The organism is Amycolatopsis sp. PS_44_ISF1 (assembly GCF_032335455.1).
Lineage (GTDB): Bacteria > Actinomycetota > Actinomycetes > Mycobacteriales > Pseudonocardiaceae > Amycolatopsis.
The window spans coordinates 247440-264887 of sequence record NZ_JANUXO010000004.1 but is presented as its reverse complement, the minus strand read 5'-3'; the positions used below and the strand labels follow the sequence as shown (position 1 = coordinate 264887).

Here is a 17448-nt window from a genome sequence, read left to right as displayed (position 1 = left end):
GGCCGTTCGGCCGGCCGGAGGGGAAGGTCCCCACTTTCCGCTCTAACGCCCGGGCGCCCGCCCTCCTAGCTTGAGCGCATCCGAGATGGCTTGGAGGGCTGTTTCATGCGTGTGCTCAGAGGGTTCTGCGCCGCGGTGGTCGTCGCCGCGGGGCTCGTGGTCCCGGTCCAGGCCGCTTCGGCCGCCACCGGCACCGACCCCGTGTACGACTTCGCCGGCGCCGTCCGCGAGACGGTGTGGGTGGACATCGGGCGCGACGGGGACGGCGACGGCCGGTCCGACCGCGTCGCCGCCGACATCGTGCGCCCGAAGGAGCCGGCCGCCCAGGGCACCAAGATCCCCGTGATCATGGACGCGAGCCCGTACTACTCGTCGGTCGGGCGCGGCAACGAGAGCGAGTTCAAGACCTACGACCAGCAGGGCCGCCCGGTCGGGTTCCCGCTGTTCTACGACAACTACTTCGTGCCGCGCGGCTACGCGGTGGTGCTCGTGGACCTGGCCGGCACCAACCGGTCCACCGGCTGCGTGGACGTCGGCGGCACCTCCGACGTCCAGTCCGCGAAGAAGGTGATCGACTGGCTCAACGGCCGCGCCACCGGTTACAGCGCGAAGTCCGGCGGCAGCCAGGTCACCCCCGGCTGGGCCAACGGCAGCGTCGGCATGATCGGCAAGTCCTACGACGGCACGATCGCCAACGGCGTGGCCGCCACCGGCGTCGACGGGCTGAAGACGATCGTGCCGATCTCCGGGATCAGCTCCTGGTACGACTACTACCGCTCCGACGGCGCGTCGTTCGGCTTCGACCCGGACGGGCTCGCCGAGACCGTGGAAGCGCGCAACGGCGGGCAGGACTGCTCGGCCGAGAACGGCAAGCTCGCGCAGGGCGCCACCGCCAACGGCGACTACGGCCCGCTCTGGGCCGAACGCGATTACGTGAAGCAGGCGAAGAACGTGAAGGCCAGCGTCTTCCTCTCGCACGGCGTGAACGACCTGAACGTCAAAACCATCAACTTCGGCCAGTGGTGGGACGCGCTCGCGGCCAACGGGGTGCCGCGCAAGATCTGGCTGGCCCAGACCGGGCACGTCGACCCGTTCGACTACCGGCGCGCCCAGTGGGTGGACACGCTGCACCAGTGGTTCGACCACTACCTGATGGGGATCGACAACGGCATCGAGAAGCAGCCGATGGCCACCGTCGAACGCCAGCCGGACCAGTGGGCCGACCAGTCCTCGTACCCGGCGGCCGGGGTCTCGGCGACCACGCTGCGACCGCACGCCGGCGCTACGGCGGGGGTGGGCACGCTCAGCCCGTCCGCGGCCTCGGGCACGGCCTCGTTCACCGACAACCTCCGGGGCACCGAGAACGGCTGGGCGGCGAACCCGGCGGCCACGTCGGCGAACCGCGTGCTCTACAGCACCGGCACGCTGTCCTCGTCGCTGCAGGTCTCGGGCACCTCGTCGATCACGGTCACGGCCACGCCGAGCACGTCCTCGGCCCGTCTGTCCGCGATGCTCGTGGACTACGGCTCCGCCACCATCCGCAACTACGCGGGGCCGGGCGAAGGCATCAAGACCGGCACCAGCGAGACGTGCTGGGGTGAGAACGCGCCCGGGGACGACGCCTGCTATAAGGTGACCAGCGCCGACACCACGAAGGTCGGCTACACCGTGATCAGCCGCGGCTGGGCGGACCTGGCGAACTACCAGTCGCTCAGCCAGGAGCAGCCGCTCACCCCGGGCCGGCCGTACACGATGACGTTCCGGCTGGCCAGCACCGACCACGTGGTCCCGCCGGGGCACTCGCTGGCGCTGATCATCGGCGGCACCGACACCGACGTGATCACCGGTCCGTCGAAGGGGCCGAAGCTGACGCTCGACCTCGCCAAGACGTCCGTGCAGGTGCCGCTGGTGGGCACCGTGCCCGCAGCGCCGAGGACGTACGCGCCGTCCGGTCCGCTGGCCCACGTCGACGGCCGCGCGCCGCTCGACCTGCGTTAGGCCGGCCGTCCCGGGAGACCGCGGCGGGTCGGCCGCGGTCTCCCGGGCGCGTCAGCCCGACGCCGCCGGGGCGGTCTCGGCGGCGGGTTTCTTCTTGCGCTGCAACGCCTTGGCCACCGGCTCCACCACCCGGGCCGCGGTCGGGCCGAGGATCGCCATCAGCAGCACGTACGCGGTGGCCAGTGCGGCCAGCTCGCCGTCGACCGCGCCCGCGGTCACGGCCAGTCCGGCGATGACGATGGAGAACTCGCCCCGGGCTACCAGCGCGGCCCCGGCCCGGGACCGGCCGAGCTTCCCGATGCCCTGCCTGCGCGCGGCCCACCAGCCGGTGGCGACCTTGGTCAGTGTCGTGACCACGGCGAGCACCACGGCCCAGCCGAGCACCGGCGGGATGGAGGCCGGGTTGGTGTTCAGGCCGAACACCACGAAGAACACCGCGGCGAACAGGTCCCGCAGCGGTTCCAGCAGCCGGGTCGCGTTGTGCGCGGTCGAGCCGGAGACGGCGATGCCCAGCAGGAACGCGCCGACCGCGGCCGAGACCTGCATGGCCGAGGCGAGGCCGGCCACGAGCAGGGCCGCGCCGAGGATCTTGAGCAGGAACACCTCGCGGTCTTCGCTGTCCACCAGCGCCGAGACGTACCGGCCGAACTTCAGCGCGATCACCAGCACCACGGTGATCACCAGCAGCGAGATGCCGACCGCCTCGAGCCCGCCGAGGAAGCTCACCCCGCCCAGGATCGCGGTGAGGATCGGCAGGTAGAGCGCCATCACCAGGTCCTCGAAGACCAGGATGGACAGCACCACCGGCGTCTCGCGGTTGCCGAGCCGGCCGAGGTCGCCCAGCACCTTCGCGATGATCCCGGACGAGGAGATGTAGGTGACCCCGCCCATCACGATCGCGCCGATCGGGCCCCAGCCCAGCAGCAGGGCGACCGCCGCGCCGGGGGCGGCGTTGAGCACGATGTCCAGCAGCCCGGCCGTCCACGAGCTGCGCAGCCCGGTGAACAGCTCGGCCGCCGAGTACTCCAGCCCCAGCAGCAGGAGCAGCAGCACCACGCCGATCTCGCTGGCCAGGTGGGTGAAGTCGCCGATGTCGGTGAGCGGGATCAGCCCGCCCGAGCCGAAGCACAGGCCGCCGATCAGGTAGAGCGGGATGGGGGAGAGGCCGATCCGCCCGGCGAGCCGGCCGAGCGCGCCGAGGCCGAAGAAGACCGCTCCGAGTTCGATCAGGGACAGGGCGGTGTGGTCCATCAGCCGTGCTTGAGGATCTTGGCGGCGGCTTCCAGCCCCTCGGAAGTCCCGACCGCGACCAGCAGGTCGCCCGCGGTGAAGGTGAAGTCCGGCGTCGGCGACGGGTGCACCTGCCCCGCCCGCATCACCGCGACCACCGACACGCTGGTGCGCGTGCGCATCGCCGTGTCGCCCAGGGTCCGGCCGTCGAACGGGCCGGCCGAGGTGATCGGCAGCTGCCTGGTGTTGATCCCGGGCAGCTCGCGGTGCTCCTCGTTGAGCTGCGCGACCAGCTGCGGCGCGCCCAGCAGGTTGGCCAGCGCGCCCGCCTCGTCGGCGGTCAGCGGCAGTGAGGCCAGGCAGGCGTCCGGGTCGTCGGACTTCGACACGATCAGCTCGATCTGGCCGTCCCGCTGGGTCACGACGCCGATCCGGCGGCCGTTGCGGGTGGCGAAGTCCTTGCGGACCCCGATTCCGGGCAGGGGGGTGACTTCGACGTTCACCCGGCCACGGTAACCCATTGTCCGATTCGCCTGGCTCAGCCGAGCACCAGCAGCAGGGTGGCCACCACCAGCACCGCGCCGGTGAGCCCGTGCACGCCGAACGCCATCGCGCGGCTGCCCCGGTGGCGCAGGACGACCAGCAGGTCGCCGAACGGGATGAACGCCTCGGCGAGCAGCACCCAGCCGACCACGGACGGCCCGCCGGAGAGCACGGCCGCGCCCACCACGAGACCGGACCCGATGTCCCGGACGCCCTTGAGCTGGAAGAACGCCGGGGTGCCGGTGGGGATCGCCGGCAGGCCGAAGGTCTTCGCCGACTTCTCCGGCGCGAACAGGTAACCGAGGCCGACGTAGATGATCCCGGTGCCGGCCAGACCGGCGAGGAGGTAACCGACGAGCAGCATGAAAATCCTCCGGAAGAAGATCGAGCAGGAAATCTAGCGTTGCTAGAAACGCTGCCGACGCTAACTTAGCGCCGCTATTTTGTCTAGCGGTGCTAGAGTCCGGGGCGTGAACCAGCGATTGCGCCGGGAGCGCGACCGGGCGGAACGGGAACAGCGGATCGTCACCGCCGCGCGGGAACTGGCCGAGGCGGAGGGCTGGGCCGCGGTCACGACCCGGCGGCTCGCAGCCCTGATCGAGTACAGCCAGCCGGTGCTGTACAGCCATTTCGCGGGCAAGGACGCGATCATGGCGGCCGCGGTGCAAGAGGGTTGCGTCGAGTTCGCCGAGTGCGTGGGCCAAGCCGGTGACAGCGGCGTACGCGGGGTCGCCGAGGCGTACGTCCGTTTCGCCGACGAGAAGCCCGCTCTCTACGACGCGATGTTCACGCTCGCGTCCTCACTGCCCTTCGGCACCGAAGACTCGCCCCCGGCGCTGCGCACGGCGTTCGCCGCCCTGCTGGCGGTCATCGAGCCGGTCGCGGACGGTCAGGACCCGGCGACGTTGACCGAGACGTTCTGGGCCGCGCTGCACGGGCTGGTCACCCTCGACCGCGGCGCCCGGCTGAGCCCCGGGCACCGCGCCGAACGGCTGGCCCTGCTGGTGGCCCGCTTCGGCGGGTAGCGGCGCGGGAGAGCCGCCCGACCGGCCGGGACGGGCGGCGGGCAGAATGAGCGTCGATCGAGCAGAGTACGACGGACGCGAGGAGAGCATCGGTGACGGGAGCCCTACGTGGAGTGGTGGCGCTGGACGGCCCGTCGGGAACCGGTAAGACCACGGTCGCGCGCAAGCTCGCCGCCCGGCTCGGCGCGGGCTACCTCGACACCGGCGCGATGTACCGCATCGTGACGCTCGCGGTCCTGCGCGCCGGGGAGGACCCGGCCGATTCCGCCGCCGTCGGCCACCGCGCGCACGGCACCGAGTTCACCATCGGCACCAGCCCGGACCAGCCCGAGCTGCGGCTGGCCGGCGAAGACGTCGCCGCCGACATCCGCGGGCCCGAGGTCACGCGGGCGGTGTCCGCGGTCTCGGCGGTACCGCAGGTGCGGGAGCTGCTCGTGTCGCGCCAGCGCCGGATCATCGCCGACGTGCTGGCCGAGACCGGCGGCATCGTGGTGGAGGGCCGCGACATCGGCACGGTCGTCGCCCCCGAGTCGCCGCTGAAGGTCTACCTGACCGCTTCCGCCGACGTCCGCGCCGCGCGCCGCAGCGGCCAGGACAGCGCCGCCGGCCGCCCGTCCTCGGTCGAGGCCGCGCGCGAGTCCGTGGAGCGCCGCGACCACCTCGACTCGACGCGCGCGGCCTCGCCGCTGCGCGCGGCCGAGGACGCGGTGCCGGTCGACACCTCCGAGCTGAGCATCGACCAGGTGATCGTGGCGCTGTCCGAGCTCGCCTGCCGCCGCGGGCTGCTGGAGGGCTGCGACGCCGAGACGGGCGCCGGGTCCGGTCCCGCCGAGGTCGCGCGGTGACCGGAGGCGCCCTCCCCGAGGGCGCGATCGGCCTCCTGCACGACGCGGGCCGGATCTTCGCCCGGTACCATCTGCGGTCGGCGTTCCGGGTCCGCGTGCACGGCCGGGAGCGGATGCCCGCCACCGGTCCGGTGGTGGTGGTGGCCAACCACAGTTCGATGATCGAGCCGCAGCTGATCTTCGGAATGCTGCCGCGGCGCTCGGCGTTCCTGGTCAAGGCCGAGCTGTTCCGGGGCGCCGCCGGGCGGTTCCTGCGGGCGATCGGCCAGATCCCGGTCAAGCGCGGCGCGATCGACCGGCAGCCGCTGATGGCCGCGGTCGGGGTGCTGAAGGCGGGCGGGGTCGTCGGGATCTTCCCGGAGGGCACCCGCGGCTCCGGCGATGTGGGCGAGGCCGAGCGCGGCGCCGCGTGGCTGGTGCGCTCGGGAGGTGCGACCGTGCTGCCGGTCGCCACCCGCGGGACGCTGAAGCCCGCGGACGGCCGGCGGCGCTGGCGCCCGCGCGTGGACATCCTCGTGGGGGAGCCGTTCACCCCGCCGGTGGGGCCCGGCCGCACGGGGCTCGACCAGGGCACCGAAGCGCTCCGCGCGGCGCTCGCGGCCCTGGTGAAGACTTTGGACGATTGGCGGGCCGAGAACCGAATCGGCACGCCGTAGGTGAAGTGGGAAACGATGACAGAGTTTGATGCCGCCTCCGCGGGAGGAAAGACGTCGACGGGGTTTGATGCCGCCTCCGCGGGAGGAAAGACGTCGGCGGGGTTTGATGCCGCCTCGGCGGAAGCGGAACTCGACGGTCTCGGCGAGGTCGACGGAACCTGGTCCGACGAGACCGAGTTCGCCGCGCTCGACGCGCAGATCGAGGCGGACGAGGCGGCCGACGAGGCGAACCTCGCCCAGCCGGTGCTGGCCGTGGTGGGCCGCCCCAACGTGGGCAAGTCCACCCTGGTCAACCGGATCCTCGGCCGGCGTGAGGCCGTGGTGCAGGACGTGCCGGGGGTGACCCGCGACCGCGTCGCCTACGACGCGTTCTGGGGCGGGCGCCGCTTCACCCTGCTCGACACCGGCGGCTGGGAGCCCGACGCCACCGGTCTGCAGGCCGCCGTGGCCGCGCAGGCCGAGCTGGCGATGGCCGCCGCCGACGCGGTGCTGCTGGTGATCGACGCCTCGGTCGGCGCCACGACCACCGACGAGGCCGTCTCCCGGGTGCTGCGGCGCTCGAAGAAGCCGGTGCTGCTGGCCGCGAACAAGGTCGACGACGACCGGCTGCTGTCCGACACCGCGTCGCTGTGGTCGCTCGGCCTCGGCGAGCCGCACCCGGTCAGCGCGCTGCACGGGCGCAGCTCGGGCGACCTGCTCGACGCGATCGTGAAGGCCCTGCCCTCGGCTCCGCGCGAGGGGGAGCGGGCGGTGGCCGGGCCCCGGCGCGTGGCGCTGGTGGGCAAGCCCAACGTCGGCAAGTCCAGTCTGCTCAACAAGCTCTCCGGCGAGCAGCGCTCGGTGGTCGACTCGGTCGCCGGCACCACCGTCGACCCGGTCGACTCGCTGGTCGAGCTGGACGGCGAGGTCTGGCGGTTCGTGGACACGGCCGGCCTGCGCAAGCGGGTCAACTCGGCCAACGGCGCCGAGTACTACGCCTCGCTGCGGACCAAGACGGCCATCGACGCGGCCGAGGTCGCGGTGGTCATGCTCGACGCGGCCGAGCCACTGTCCGAACAGGACCTGCGGGTGCTCACCATGGTGGTCGAGGCCGGCCGCGCCTGCGTGCTGGCGTTCAACAAGTGGGACCTGGTCGACGAGGACCGCCGCCACGCCATGGTGCGCGAGCTCGACCGCGGGCTGGTCCGGGTGCCGTGGGCGGAGAAGGTGAACATCTCCGCGCTGACCGGCCGCTCGGTGCGCAAGCTCGCGCCGGCGCTGCGGACCTCGCTCAAGTCGTGGGACCAGCGGGTGCCCACCGGCCAGCTGAACGGCTGGCTGGCCGACCTGATCGCCGCCACCCCGCCGCCGGTGCGCAGCGGAAAGCAGCCGAAGGTGCTGTTCGCCACGCAGGCCGGCATCCGGCCGCCGACGCTGGTGCTGTTCACCACGGGCTTCCTCGAGGCCGGCTACCGCCGGTTCATCGAGCGCAAGTTCCGGGAGCGGTTCGGCTTCGAAGGCAGCCCCGTCCGGGTGAACGTGCGCGTGCGGGAGAAGAAGGCCCGCCCGAAGGCGGGCGGCAAAGCCGGTGGCCGGGCGAGCGGCAAGGCCGGCAAGACCCGCTGAGCCGGGGTGGCCCGCCGGGGCCCGAGCCCCCCGGCGGACCGCCTTTGCCTGGTCAGCGCGGTGGTGACGTCCGACACTCGTCCGTGACCCCACCGCTACCCGGGCTTGATTTTGACGTAGTGTGGACCTCCTGCCCGGGCGCCTCGTTCAGGAGAGCCAGCCCGAATGAAGCTCGCGGAAGGTGAGTGATGGGCTTGCGCGCCCCAGGTTCGATGCCGCACGTCTGCCGTTCGAAACAGGTATCCGCCCGTCCGGTCGAGGGCCCGCTGTGACTCTGACCGACGAGACCCAGACTGCCGGTCGTGCCCTCGCCGCGGTCGCGGACCTGCCCCTCGTTTCCGCCGCCCCGCCCGCGGTGTTCCGCTCCGGGCCCGCCGCCGCCGAGCGCACCCTGCTCGACGTGCTGGCCGCCACGGCCGCGGAGCACCCCAACGCTCCCGCCGTCGAAGACCCCACCGGCCCCCTGAGCTACCGCCGGCTGCTCGAAGAGATCGACACCTACGCCGCCCGCCTGCGCGGGCACGGAGTCGGCCGGGGTGACCGGGTGGGCATCCGCATCTCCTCGGGCACCGCCGAGCTGTACGTCGCGATCCTGGCCACCCTGACCGTCGGCGCGGCCTACGTGCCGGTCGACGCGGACGACCCCGAGGAGCGCGCCGAGCTGGTCTTCGGCGAAGCGGGGGTCGCCGCGGTCGCGACCGATGGCCTCATCACCGTGCCCGGCACCCCCGGTGGCCGCGAAGGCCGCCCCGGACCGGCCGACGACGCCTGGATCATCTTCACCTCCGGCTCCACCGGAAAACCCAAGGGGGTCGCGGTCACGCACGCCTCGGCCGCGGCCTTCGTCGACGCCGAGGCCCGGCTGTTCCTCGCCGACGAGCCGATCGGCCCCGGCGACCGCGTGCTCGCGGGCCTGAGCGTCGCGTTCGACGCCTCCTGCGAAGAGATGTGGCTGGCCTGGTGCCACGGCGCCTGCCTGGTGCCCGCCCCGCGCGCGCTCGTGCGCACCGGCGTGGACCTCGGCCCCTGGCTGGTGGCGCAGGGCATCACCGTGGTGTCCACCGTGCCGACGCTGGCCGCGCTGTGGCCGGTCGACGCGCTGGAAGACGTCCGCCTGCTCATCTTCGGCGGTGAGGCCTGCCCGCCGGAGCTGGCCGAGCGCGTGGCCGTCGAGGGCCGCGAGGTGTGGAACACCTACGGCCCGACCGAGGCCACCGTGGTCGCCTGCGCCGCTCAGCTGACCGGTGAGGGCCCGGTGCGCATCGGCCTGCCGCTGGCCGGCTGGCAGCTGGCCGTGGTCGACGAGCAGGGCCGGCCGGTCGCCATGGGCGAGACCGGCGAGCTGGTCATCGGCGGGGCCGGGCTGGCCCGCTACCTCGACGCGGCCAAGGACGCGGAGAAGTTCGCGCCGCTGCCGTCCCTGGGCTGGGAGCGGGCTTACCGCAGCGGTGACCTGGTCCGCGCCGAGTCCGAGGGGCTGCTGTTCCTGGGCCGGCTCGACGAGCAGGTCAAGCTCGGCGGCCGCCGGATCGAGCTGGGCGAGGTCGACTCCGCGTTGCAGTCGCTGGCCGGCGTGCAGGGCGCGGCCGCGGCGATCCGCCGGACCAAGGCGGGCAACCAGGTCCTGGTCGGCTACGTGGTTCCGGCCGCCGGCTCCGGGCTGGACCTCGACGAGGCCGCGACCCGGCTGCGCGGGCAGCTGCCCGCCGCGCTGGTCCCGCTGCTGGCCGTGGTCGGCGAGCTGCCGACCCGCACCTCGGGCAAGGTGGACCGGGCCGCGCTGCCCTGGCCGCTGTCCACTGTGGACGCCGGTGCGGCCGGTCTGTCGGCCACCGAGGCCTGGCTGGCCGAGGGCTGGGCCGAGATCCTCGGGGTCACCGTGACCGGTCCCAAGGCCGACTTCTTCACCCACGGCGGCGGCAGCCTGACCGCCGCGCAGCTCATCTCGCGCATCCGCACCCGCCACCCCGAGGTGTCGGTCAACGACATCTACCGGCACCCGAAGCTCGGCGCGCTGGCCACCCACCTCGACGCGCTGAGCGGACCGGAGACCGAGCGGCGCGAGATCGCCCCGGTCCCGCGCCGGGCCGGGGTGATCCAGACGCTGCTGATGGTCCCGCTGCTGGGGCTGGCCGGCCTGCGCTGGGCCACCTTGGCCGCCGCGGCGTCGAACGGGCTGGCGCTGCTGGGCTTCGGCTGGGCGCCGACGCTGAACTGGGCCTGGCTCGGGCTGGCCTGGCTGGTGCTGTTCAGCCCGGCCGGGCGCATCGCGATCGCCGCGGGCGGGGCCAGGGTGCTGCTCTCGGGCGTGCGCCCGGGCAGCTACCCGCGCGGTGGCAGTGTCCACTTGCGACTGTGGACGGCCGAGAAGCTGGCCGAGTTCAGCGGGGCGGACAGCGTGGCCGGCGCCTCGTGGATGACCACCTACGCCAAAGCGCTGGGCGCGCGCATCTCGCGCGAGGTCGACCTGCACTCGCCGCCGCCGGTCACCGGCTTCCTCAAGCTGGGCCGCGGCGCCGCGATCGAGCCCGAGGTCGACCTGACCGGCCACTGGGTCGACGGCGACCTGGTGCACATCGGCAAGATCCGGATCGGCGCGGAGGCGCGGATCGGCGCGCGCAGCACGCTGTTCCCGGGCGCCCGGGTGGGCAAGGGCGCGGAGATCGCCGCCGGTTCGACCGTCCGCGGGGCCGTGCCCGCGGGCCAGCGCTGGGCGGGTTCGCCCGCGGCGCGGGTCTCGAAGGACGCCAAGGACGCGCTGAAGTGGCCGTCGAGCCGCCCGCCGCGCTCCCGGTTCTGGTCGGCCGTGTACGGGGCCACCTCGTTCGTGCTCGGTGTGCTGCCGGGCATCGCCGGGCTGGCCGGGGTCGCGGTGCTCGGCTACGCCATCGCGGGCACGGCCACGCCGGGTGCGGCGCTGACGCGGGCGCTGCTGTTCGTGCCGCTCGCCACGATCGCCTACTTCCTCGCGTACGCGCTGCTGGTGCTGGCCGGGGTCCGCGCGCTCGGCGTCGGCCTGGTCGAGGGCTACCACCCGGTGCACGGGCGGGTGGCCTGGCGGGTCTGGGCCACCGAGCGGCTGATGGGCATGGCCCGCGAGGGGCTGTTCCCGTTGTACGCCAGCCTGTTCACCCCGGTCTGGCTGCGGCTGCTCGGTGCGAAGGTGGGCCGCAACGTCGAGGCGTCCACCGTGCTCGCGCTGCCGAAGATGACCCAGGTGGACAGCGGCGCCTTCCTGGCCGACGACACCATGGTCGCGACCTACGAGCTGGGCCACGGCTGGCTGCACGTGGCCCCGGCGCGGATCGGCAAGCAGGCCTTCCTGGGCAACTCCGGGATGACCGCGCCGGGCCGTTCGGTGCCCAAGCGCGGACTGGTGGGAGTGCTGTCCTCGACCCCGCTGAAGGCGAAGAAGGGCTCGTCCTACCTCGGTATGCCGCCGCTGCCCGTCCGCCGCGCGGTCGGGGACGCCGACACGAGCCGCACCTACACCCCGGCCCTGCACCTCAAGGCGGCGCGCGCGTTCGTGGAGCTGTGCCGGATCCTGCCGGTGATGTGCGCGGTCGCGCTGAGCGTGGGGGTCGCCGCCGGGCTGCTGGCGCTGGCTTCGACGCTGGGCTTCGCCGTGGCCGCGCTGCTCGCGGGCCCGGTGCTGCTGGTGGCCGGGATCGCCGCCGCGCTCACCGCGACGCTGGCCAAGTGGCTGCTGGTCGGGAAGTTCCGGGCGATCGAGCACCCGTTGTGGAGCTCGTTCGTCTGGCGCAACGAGCTGGCCGACACCTTCGTCGAGGCCCTCGCGGTGCCGTGGCTGATCGGCTCGGTCGGCGGCACCCCGCTGCTGCCCGCGTGGCTGCGCACGATGGGCGTGAAGATCGGCCGCGGGGTGTGGCTGGAGACGTACTGGCTGCCGGAATCGGACCTGGTCCGCCTCGGCGACGGCGCGACGATCAACCGCGGCTGCGTGGTGCAGACGCACCTGTTCCACGACCGGATCATGAGCATGTCGCCGGTGACCCTGGACGAGGGCGCCACCCTCGGCCCGCACGGGATCGTGCTGCCGGGCGCGAGCATCGGCGCGCGCACCACGGTCGGCCCGGGTTCGCTGGTCACCCGCGGCGACGCGGTGCCGGCCGACGGCCGCTGGCTCGGCAACCCGATCTCGGCCTGGCGACGGTGACGGTCCGACCATTGCGGCCGGGCCGGATCGAAGCGATGCTGAAGCCGGACGAGCACGTCCGGGAGAGCGGGGTAACGCGCGGGTGAGTTCGAAGCCAGCCACCCCCGCTCCCGGCGCCGAGACCTCCGGCGACTCCTACCTCCCGTCCCACGGCAACGGCGGGTACCGGGTCCGGCACTACGACCTGGACCTGGACTACCGCGTCGGGCCCAACCGGCTGAGCGGCACCGCGGTGCTGACCTGCGTCGCCACCCAGGCGCTCTCGCGGCTCTCGCTGGACTTCGGCGGATTTCGCGTTTCCCGGGTGCGGGTGGACGGCAAACCGGCCAAGTTCGCCCGGCGTGGGCTGAAGCTCCAGATCCGCCCGGTGAAGCCGGTGCCGCTCGACACGGAGTTCCAGGTCGAGGTGCGCTACGCGGGCAACCCGGTGCCGGTGGCCACCCGCTGGGGCGACATCGGCTGGGACGAGCTGACCGACGGCGCGCTGGTGGCCAGCCAGCCGGTGGGGGCGCCGTCGTGGTTCCCGTGCAACGACCACCCGTCGGACAAGGCTTCCTACCGCGTCGCGGTGAGCACGTCTTCGTCTCACCTGGTCGTGGTGACCGGTGAGCTGGTTTCGCGGCAGAACGCGGCGAGCACCACGAAATGGGTGTTCGAGCGCAAGGAGCCGACTTCCACGTACCTGATGAGCGTGCAGGTCGGCCGGTACGACGAGGTCGAGCTGGTTTCGGGCCCGGACACCGGCTGGCTCGCGCGCTCGCCGGTCCGGGCGTTCCTCGGCCTCGGCCGCCACCAGCCGCCGGTGCCGGTGGTGCCGCAGCGCGCCGCCGTGCCGCCCCGGCTGCGCTGGCAGTTCGCCCGCGACTTCGGCCGCCAGGACCGGATGATGGAGCTGCTGCAGCGGCTGTTCGGGCCCTACCCGTTCGGCGAGTACGTGGTCGTGGTCACCGACGACGCCCTGGACGACCCGATCGAGGCCCAGGGCATGGCCATCTTCGGCGCCAACCACGTCGACGGACGGCGCACGCACGAGCGGCTGGTGGTGCACGAACTGGCCCACCAGTGGTTCGGCAACAGCCTGACCGTGGCCGACTGGCGCCACATCTGGCTCAACGAGGGCTTCGCGACCTACGCCGAATGGCTGTGGTCGGAGGAGTCCGGCGGCGAGCCGGCCCGCGCGCTCGCCCGCACCTGGCACCACCGCCTGCGGGCCATACCGGCCGACGTGCGGATCAGCGACCCCGGTGCGGTGCGCCTGTTCGACGAGCGGGTGTACAAGCGCGGTGGGCTGACTTTGCACGCCCTGCGCGCGGAGATCGGTGACCCGGCGTTCTTCGCGCTGGTCAAGGCTTGGGCACAGGACAACGCGCACGGCACGGTGACGACGGAGGCGTTCGTGGCCCTGGCCGAAGCGCACGCCGGACGGTCGTTGTCCGGGTTCTTCACCACCTGGCTGGACACTCCGGCGCTGCCGCCGCTGCCCTGATCGGCCCGGAGCCCTGCCGGGTGAGGGCCGGTCCGGCCGGCGTCGCCGGGTTCGCGGTCGGGGGCTGTGCCGGTCCGCTACCGGTCGCGGGGGACGTCGGTGCCGAAGGGCGCCGTGGCGGCTCCCGGGGGGTTCAGCGGGTAGGGGAAATGCGGAAGGTGAAGTCGAGCCGGCGCCAGCGGCCGCCGGGATCGCGGCCGTCGGGCGCGGGGCCCCGCTGTTCGGCGAAGTCGACGATCAGGCCGTCCTTGACGCCGAACACCGTGTCCGAGCCGAGGTAGTCGCCGCCCCGCACGAACAGTTGCGTGACCAGCGTCCGGAAGCCCGGGTGGGCGATCATGAAGTGCACGTGCGGCGCCCGGTAGGGGTGCCGGCCCACGGCGTCGAGCATCCGGCCCACCGGCCCGTCGGCCGGGATCGGGTAGGCCGAGGGCACGATGGTCCAGAACCGCAGCCGGCCCTCCTCGTCGGTGCGGAAGCGGGCGCGCAGCACCGGGCCGCCGGCCTCGGGCCGCTGGACGTCGTAGAAACCGTCCTCATCGGACTGCCAGACGTCCACCACCGCGCCGGCCACCGGGGCGTCCTCGAGGTCGGTCACCCGCACATCGGTCCACAGTGGAGTGCCGGGAAGCCCCTCGGCCAGGTCGGCGCCCTGCTCGGTCTCCGGCGGGCCGGGCACGTAGAACGGCCCGAGCACGGCGGACGGGGTGGTGTCCGGGGTGCGGGAGTGGGTGAGCACGTCGACCACGCTGGACACCCCGAGGGTGTCCGAGAGCAGGATGAACTCCTGGCGGCGGTCGCCGGAGATCTGCCCGGTGCGGGTGAGGAACCCGATCGCGTGCTCCCACTCGTCCTGCGTGAGGTCGTTGCGCAGCACGTAGGAGTGCAGTGTGCGGACCAGGTCCGAGAGCAGTCCGCGCAGCCGGGGGTCCGGGGTGGCGGCGAAGCTCCCCACCACCTGGCCGGTCAGCTCCCGCACGTCCGGCCGGCTGCCGGGCGAGGCGGCGGGGCGGTCTCCGGCCCAGGCCCGGCGCAGCAGGGCCTCGATGCCTTCACGGGTGACCTCCCGCGGGTTGGCGTAAGGCGCGGCGGTGGCCAGCTCCGCGGCCTCGGCCAGGTCGCCTTCGGCCAGGCCCAGCTCGGCCAGTGAGCGCGGCGCGGGCAGGCCCGCGACGAGGTCGTGCACCCCGGTGGCCGCGTCCGGCGCGCCCAGCGCCCGGGCGATCCGCCGCATGGCCTCCGGCGCCGCGGAAGCGTTGTACGCCATGGCCTGCGGCAGCACGACGGTGTGCGTTTCCGCGTGGGGCAGGCCGAAGCTCCCGCCGAGGGTGTGGCACAGCTTGTGGTGCAGCGACATCCCGACCGAGCCGAGGCAGGAGCCGGCCAGCCAGGCCGCGCGCAGGGCGTCCGTGCGGGCGTCCACATCGGAGGGATCGGCGGCGATCCGCGGCAGCGCGGCGGCCAGCAGCCGGATCGCCTCCAGCGCGAATCCGTCGACGATCGGGTTGGCCTGCGGCGAGTAGAGCGCTTCGACCGCGTGGGCCAGGGCGTTGACCCCGCTGGTCACCGAGAGCCCGACCGGCAGGCCGAGGGTGAGGTCGACGTCGTAGAGCACGACTTCGGGCCGGACCTTCGGCGAGGACCGCGTGGTCTTGCGCCCGTCGGCGGTCTCACCCAGCACCGATGTCATCTCGGAGCCGGAGTAGGTGGTCGGCACGATGAGCTGCGGCAGGCCCGTGCGCAGCGCGATCGCCTTCGCCAGCCCCGTCGCGGAGCCGCCGCCGAGGGCGACCACGCCGTCGGCCTCGTGCTCGGCGGCGAGCTCGAGCGCTCGCCGGGTGACCTCGACCGGAGTGTGCGTCGCGGCGTCGTGGAACCGGGCGGCCAGCAGCGGGCCGAGCACCTCAGCGACCGGCTCCGCCCGTGCCGGGGAGGCCACCAGCAGGATCCGGTTCAGCCCGAGGCGGCGCACCTCCTCGGGCAGGGTGGCCAGGGCGCCACCGCCGAAGACGACCCGGGCCGGATTGGCGGTGTAGCTGAACATCGGTGGTCCTTCCCCGCGGATGGCGGGCGCCCGCCGAGGTCGGCGCTCGGCCCGGGGCCGGCCGGCCCGGTCGGTGTGCGGTCCAGTGTAGGGGGCCGGGCCCGGGGTCAGAGCGGGTTGTACACACCCAGGGGCGAGGTGCAGAACGGTCCGCCGACGAACTCCGCGGCCGCACCGGCCGGGCCGGGCCGGTCCGCGAGCTGGCCGGCGTACGCCTCGGCGTTGTCGAAGGATTTGTAGCCCAGCGCCTCGGCTTCGGCGAGCGAATAGATCCGCCGGGTGTTGTCCGACACACCCCAGATCAGCCGGTAGCCGGGCGAAGGCGCGCTCAGGCAGGCTTCGAACAGCCGCGCGCCGTCGTCCGGGGAGAGCCAGGTGGCCAGCCCGCGCGGGCCGAGCTGCAGCGGCGTCTCGAAGCAGGAGCCGATGCGGACCACGATCACGTCCATCCCGAACCGGGAGTGGTACAGGCTGCCGAGCGACTCGATCACCGCCTTGCTCACGCCGTAGTAGGTGTCCGGGCGGGGGCTGGAATCGGCGGGCAGGCCGTCCTCGCCCGCGTCGGCGGTGCGGCGGAAGCCCACCGCGTGGTTGCTCGACGCCAGCACGACCCGCCGGACCCCGGCCTGCCGCGCGGCCTCCAGCACGGTGTGGGTGCCGTCGACGTTGACCTCCAGGGTGGCTGCCCACGAGTTCTCCCGGCTGTGCCCGCCGAGGTGGATCAGAGCGTCCGCGCCTGTGCAGGCCCCGGTCATCACGTCCGGGTCGGTGACCGAGCCGGTCACGATCTCGACGGCTTCGCCGTCTTCGGCCGCCGGCTGCGGCGCTAGGTCGAGCAGCCGCAGCACCCGGCCGGGGCGGCGCAGCCGTGGCCGCATCAGGCGGCCGACGATGCCGGCCGATCCGGTGATCAGCACGCGCTGGTCTGCCATCGGGAAGTCCTTTCACACCAGGGGAACGGGGAACGCCTTCGCGCGCGGCGGTCAGCGGACGCCGGCCCGGCGCAACTGCTGCCCGAGCTCGGCGGTGGTCTCGGCCAGCAGCTCGCCCACGCGCTGGGCGTCCGCGTCGCCGGCCTGGCCGATCGGCATCGAGCAGCTCATCGCGTCGGTGCCGGGGATGCGGTAGGGGATCACCGCAGCCACGCAGCGGACGCCGAGGGTGCCTTCTTCGACCTCGGCCGCATACCCGCGCTCACGGGTGCGGGCGAGATCGGCGTGCAGCGCCTCCATGCCGGTGATCGTGTGCGGGGTGAGCGCCGGCAGCTCGGCCGGCATCAGCGCTTCGATCTCCTCGTGGGTCAGCTCGGCCAGCAGGGCCTTGCCCAGCGCCGTGGCGTGGGTGGGCAGCGTGCGCCCGACCCGCGAGACCAGGTGCGTCGAATGCTGCGACTCGCGCGTCTCCAGGTAGACGACCTCGGTCGCGTTGCGGCGGGCGAAGTGCGCGGTGAACCCGGTCTTCTCGCGGATGCGCTCCAGCGCCTCGGTGGCGAACGGGACGATCGCGTCGCGGTCGAGGTAGGCGGTGCCGCAGATCAGCGCGCGGACGCCGAGGCGGTACCGCGCGCTGTTCGCGTCCGCCTCCAGCCAGCCCGCCTCCAGCAGCGTGCGCAGCAGGCCGTGCAGGCTGGAGCGCGGGAAGCCGGTGCGCGCGTGCAGGTCCGACAGCGACAGCCAGACGTCGTTCGCGGCGAAGGTCTCGATCAGGTCGATCGCGCGGCGCGCGGACTTCACCCCGGCGGGCTCCGCACCGGGCGTGGTGCCGCTCGCCGCGACCGCGGTGTCGAGCTTCTGCGGCATGGTGCGTTCTCCTGCCGGTCGTTGACTTGTGACTCCGGCC

General features: G+C 73.4%; 13 protein-coding genes. 7 read left to right on the top strand and 6 right to left on the bottom strand.

Annotated elements, in window-relative coordinates:
* Positions 1-105: 105 nt before the first annotated feature.
* A complete protein-coding gene (locus NYF13_RS31095) occupies positions 106-1998 on the top strand; it encodes a Xaa-Pro dipeptidyl-peptidase (protein ID WP_315661503.1) in 1893 nt (630 codons plus the stop codon).
* A 51-nt stretch (positions 1999-2049) separates the two neighbouring features.
* Here the strand turns inward: NYF13_RS31095 and NYF13_RS31090 are convergent, their stop codons facing one another.
* From NYF13_RS31090 to NYF13_RS31080, 3 genes are read right to left on the bottom strand one after another with little or no spacing between them, the layout of a single operon-like run.
* Positions 2050-3249 carry a cation:proton antiporter gene (locus NYF13_RS31090; RefSeq protein ID WP_315661502.1) on the bottom strand — a complete coding sequence of 400 codons (1200 nt, stop codon included), beginning with the start codon at positions 3247-3249 and terminating at the stop codon, positions 2050-2052.
* Complete coding sequence (locus tag NYF13_RS31085) at positions 3249-3731, bottom strand: cation:proton antiporter regulatory subunit (RefSeq protein WP_315661501.1); 483 nt, start codon at positions 3729-3731, stop codon at positions 3249-3251. Before NYF13_RS31085 ends, NYF13_RS31090 begins: the two co-directional genes overlap by 1 nt.
* A 35-nt stretch (positions 3732-3766) precedes the next feature.
* A complete protein-coding gene (locus NYF13_RS31080) occupies positions 3767-4135 on the bottom strand; it encodes a DUF4267 domain-containing protein (RefSeq protein WP_315661500.1) in 369 nt (122 codons plus the stop codon).
* A gap of 106 nt (positions 4136-4241) precedes the next feature.
* Here NYF13_RS31080 and NYF13_RS31075 point away from each other — a divergent pair, with 106 nt between their 5' ends.
* The 6 genes from NYF13_RS31075 to NYF13_RS31050 all read left to right on the top strand — a co-directional run bounded on the left by NYF13_RS31075 (position 4242) and on the right by NYF13_RS31050 (position 13565).
* On the top strand, positions 4242-4796 hold the full coding sequence (locus NYF13_RS31075) for a TetR/AcrR family transcriptional regulator (RefSeq protein WP_315661499.1): 555 nt from the start codon (positions 4242-4244) through the stop codon (positions 4794-4796).
* Between the two features lie 113 nt (positions 4797-4909).
* A complete protein-coding gene (gene cmk / locus NYF13_RS31070; protein WP_315661961.1) occupies positions 4910-5641 on the top strand; it encodes a (d)CMP kinase in 732 nt (243 codons plus the stop codon).
* Complete coding sequence (locus tag NYF13_RS31065) at positions 5638-6297, top strand: lysophospholipid acyltransferase family protein (RefSeq protein ID WP_315661498.1); 660 nt, start codon at positions 5638-5640, stop codon at positions 6295-6297. Before cmk ends, NYF13_RS31065 begins: the two co-directional genes overlap by 4 nt.
* Before the next feature lie 15 nt (positions 6298-6312).
* Entirely contained in the window at positions 6313-7902 is a 1590-nt protein-coding gene (der, locus tag NYF13_RS31060) for a ribosome biogenesis GTPase Der (protein ID WP_315661497.1), read from the top strand.
* A gap of 325 nt (positions 7903-8227) precedes the next feature.
* Positions 8228-12079 carry a Pls/PosA family non-ribosomal peptide synthetase gene (locus NYF13_RS31055; protein WP_396287806.1) on the top strand — a complete coding sequence of 1284 codons (3852 nt, stop codon included), beginning with the start codon at positions 8228-8230 and terminating at the stop codon, positions 12077-12079.
* Positions 12080-12161: 82 nt separating this feature from the next.
* Positions 12162-13565: a M1 family metallopeptidase gene (locus NYF13_RS31050; RefSeq protein ID WP_315661495.1), complete on the top strand. Its 1404-nt coding sequence runs from the start codon at positions 12162-12164 to the stop codon at positions 13563-13565.
* A 133-nt stretch (positions 13566-13698) separates the two neighbouring features.
* On the opposite strand, the gene NYF13_RS31045 is transcribed toward NYF13_RS31050, so the two are convergent.
* The 3 genes from NYF13_RS31045 to NYF13_RS31035 form a co-directional block, all read right to left on the bottom strand.
* Entirely contained in the window at positions 13699-15609 is a 1911-nt protein-coding gene (locus NYF13_RS31045) for a maleylacetate reductase and hydroxyquinol 1,2-dioxygenase domain-containing protein (RefSeq protein WP_315661494.1), read from the bottom strand.
* Between the two features lie 107 nt (positions 15610-15716).
* Entirely contained in the window at positions 15717-16541 is an 825-nt protein-coding gene (locus NYF13_RS31040) for an NAD(P)-dependent oxidoreductase (protein ID WP_315661493.1), read from the bottom strand.
* Between the two features lie 51 nt (positions 16542-16592).
* Positions 16593-17408: an IclR family transcriptional regulator gene (locus tag NYF13_RS31035; RefSeq protein ID WP_315661492.1), complete on the bottom strand. Its 816-nt coding sequence runs from the start codon at positions 17406-17408 to the stop codon at positions 16593-16595.
* Positions 17409-17448: the final 40 nt, after the last annotated feature.

What these genes read in the sequence shown, in the direction of transcription:
- NYF13_RS31080 (WP_315661500.1), bottom strand. Translation starts at nt 4,135, where the DNA reads ATGCTGCTCGTCGGTTACCTCCTCGCCGGTCTGGCCGGCACCGGGATC.
- NYF13_RS31095 (WP_315661503.1), top strand. Translation starts at nt 106, where the DNA reads ATGCGTGTGCTCAGAGGGTTCTGCGCCGCGGTGGTCGTCGCCGCGGGG.
- der (WP_315661497.1), top strand. Translation starts at nt 6,313, where the DNA reads ATGACAGAGTTTGATGCCGCCTCCGCGGGAGGAAAGACGTCGACGGGG.
- NYF13_RS31040 (WP_315661493.1), bottom strand. Translation starts at nt 16,541, where the DNA reads ATGGCAGACCAGCGCGTGCTGATCACCGGATCGGCCGGCATCGTCGGC.
- NYF13_RS31045 (WP_315661494.1), bottom strand. Translation starts at nt 15,609, where the DNA reads ATGTTCAGCTACACCGCCAATCCGGCCCGGGTCGTCTTCGGCGGTGGC.
- NYF13_RS31090 (WP_315661502.1), bottom strand. Translation starts at nt 3,249, where the DNA reads ATGGACCACACCGCCCTGTCCCTGATCGAACTCGGAGCGGTCTTCTTC.
- NYF13_RS31035 (WP_315661492.1), bottom strand. Translation starts at nt 17,408, where the DNA reads ATGCCGCAGAAGCTCGACACCGCGGTCGCGGCGAGCGGCACCACGCCC.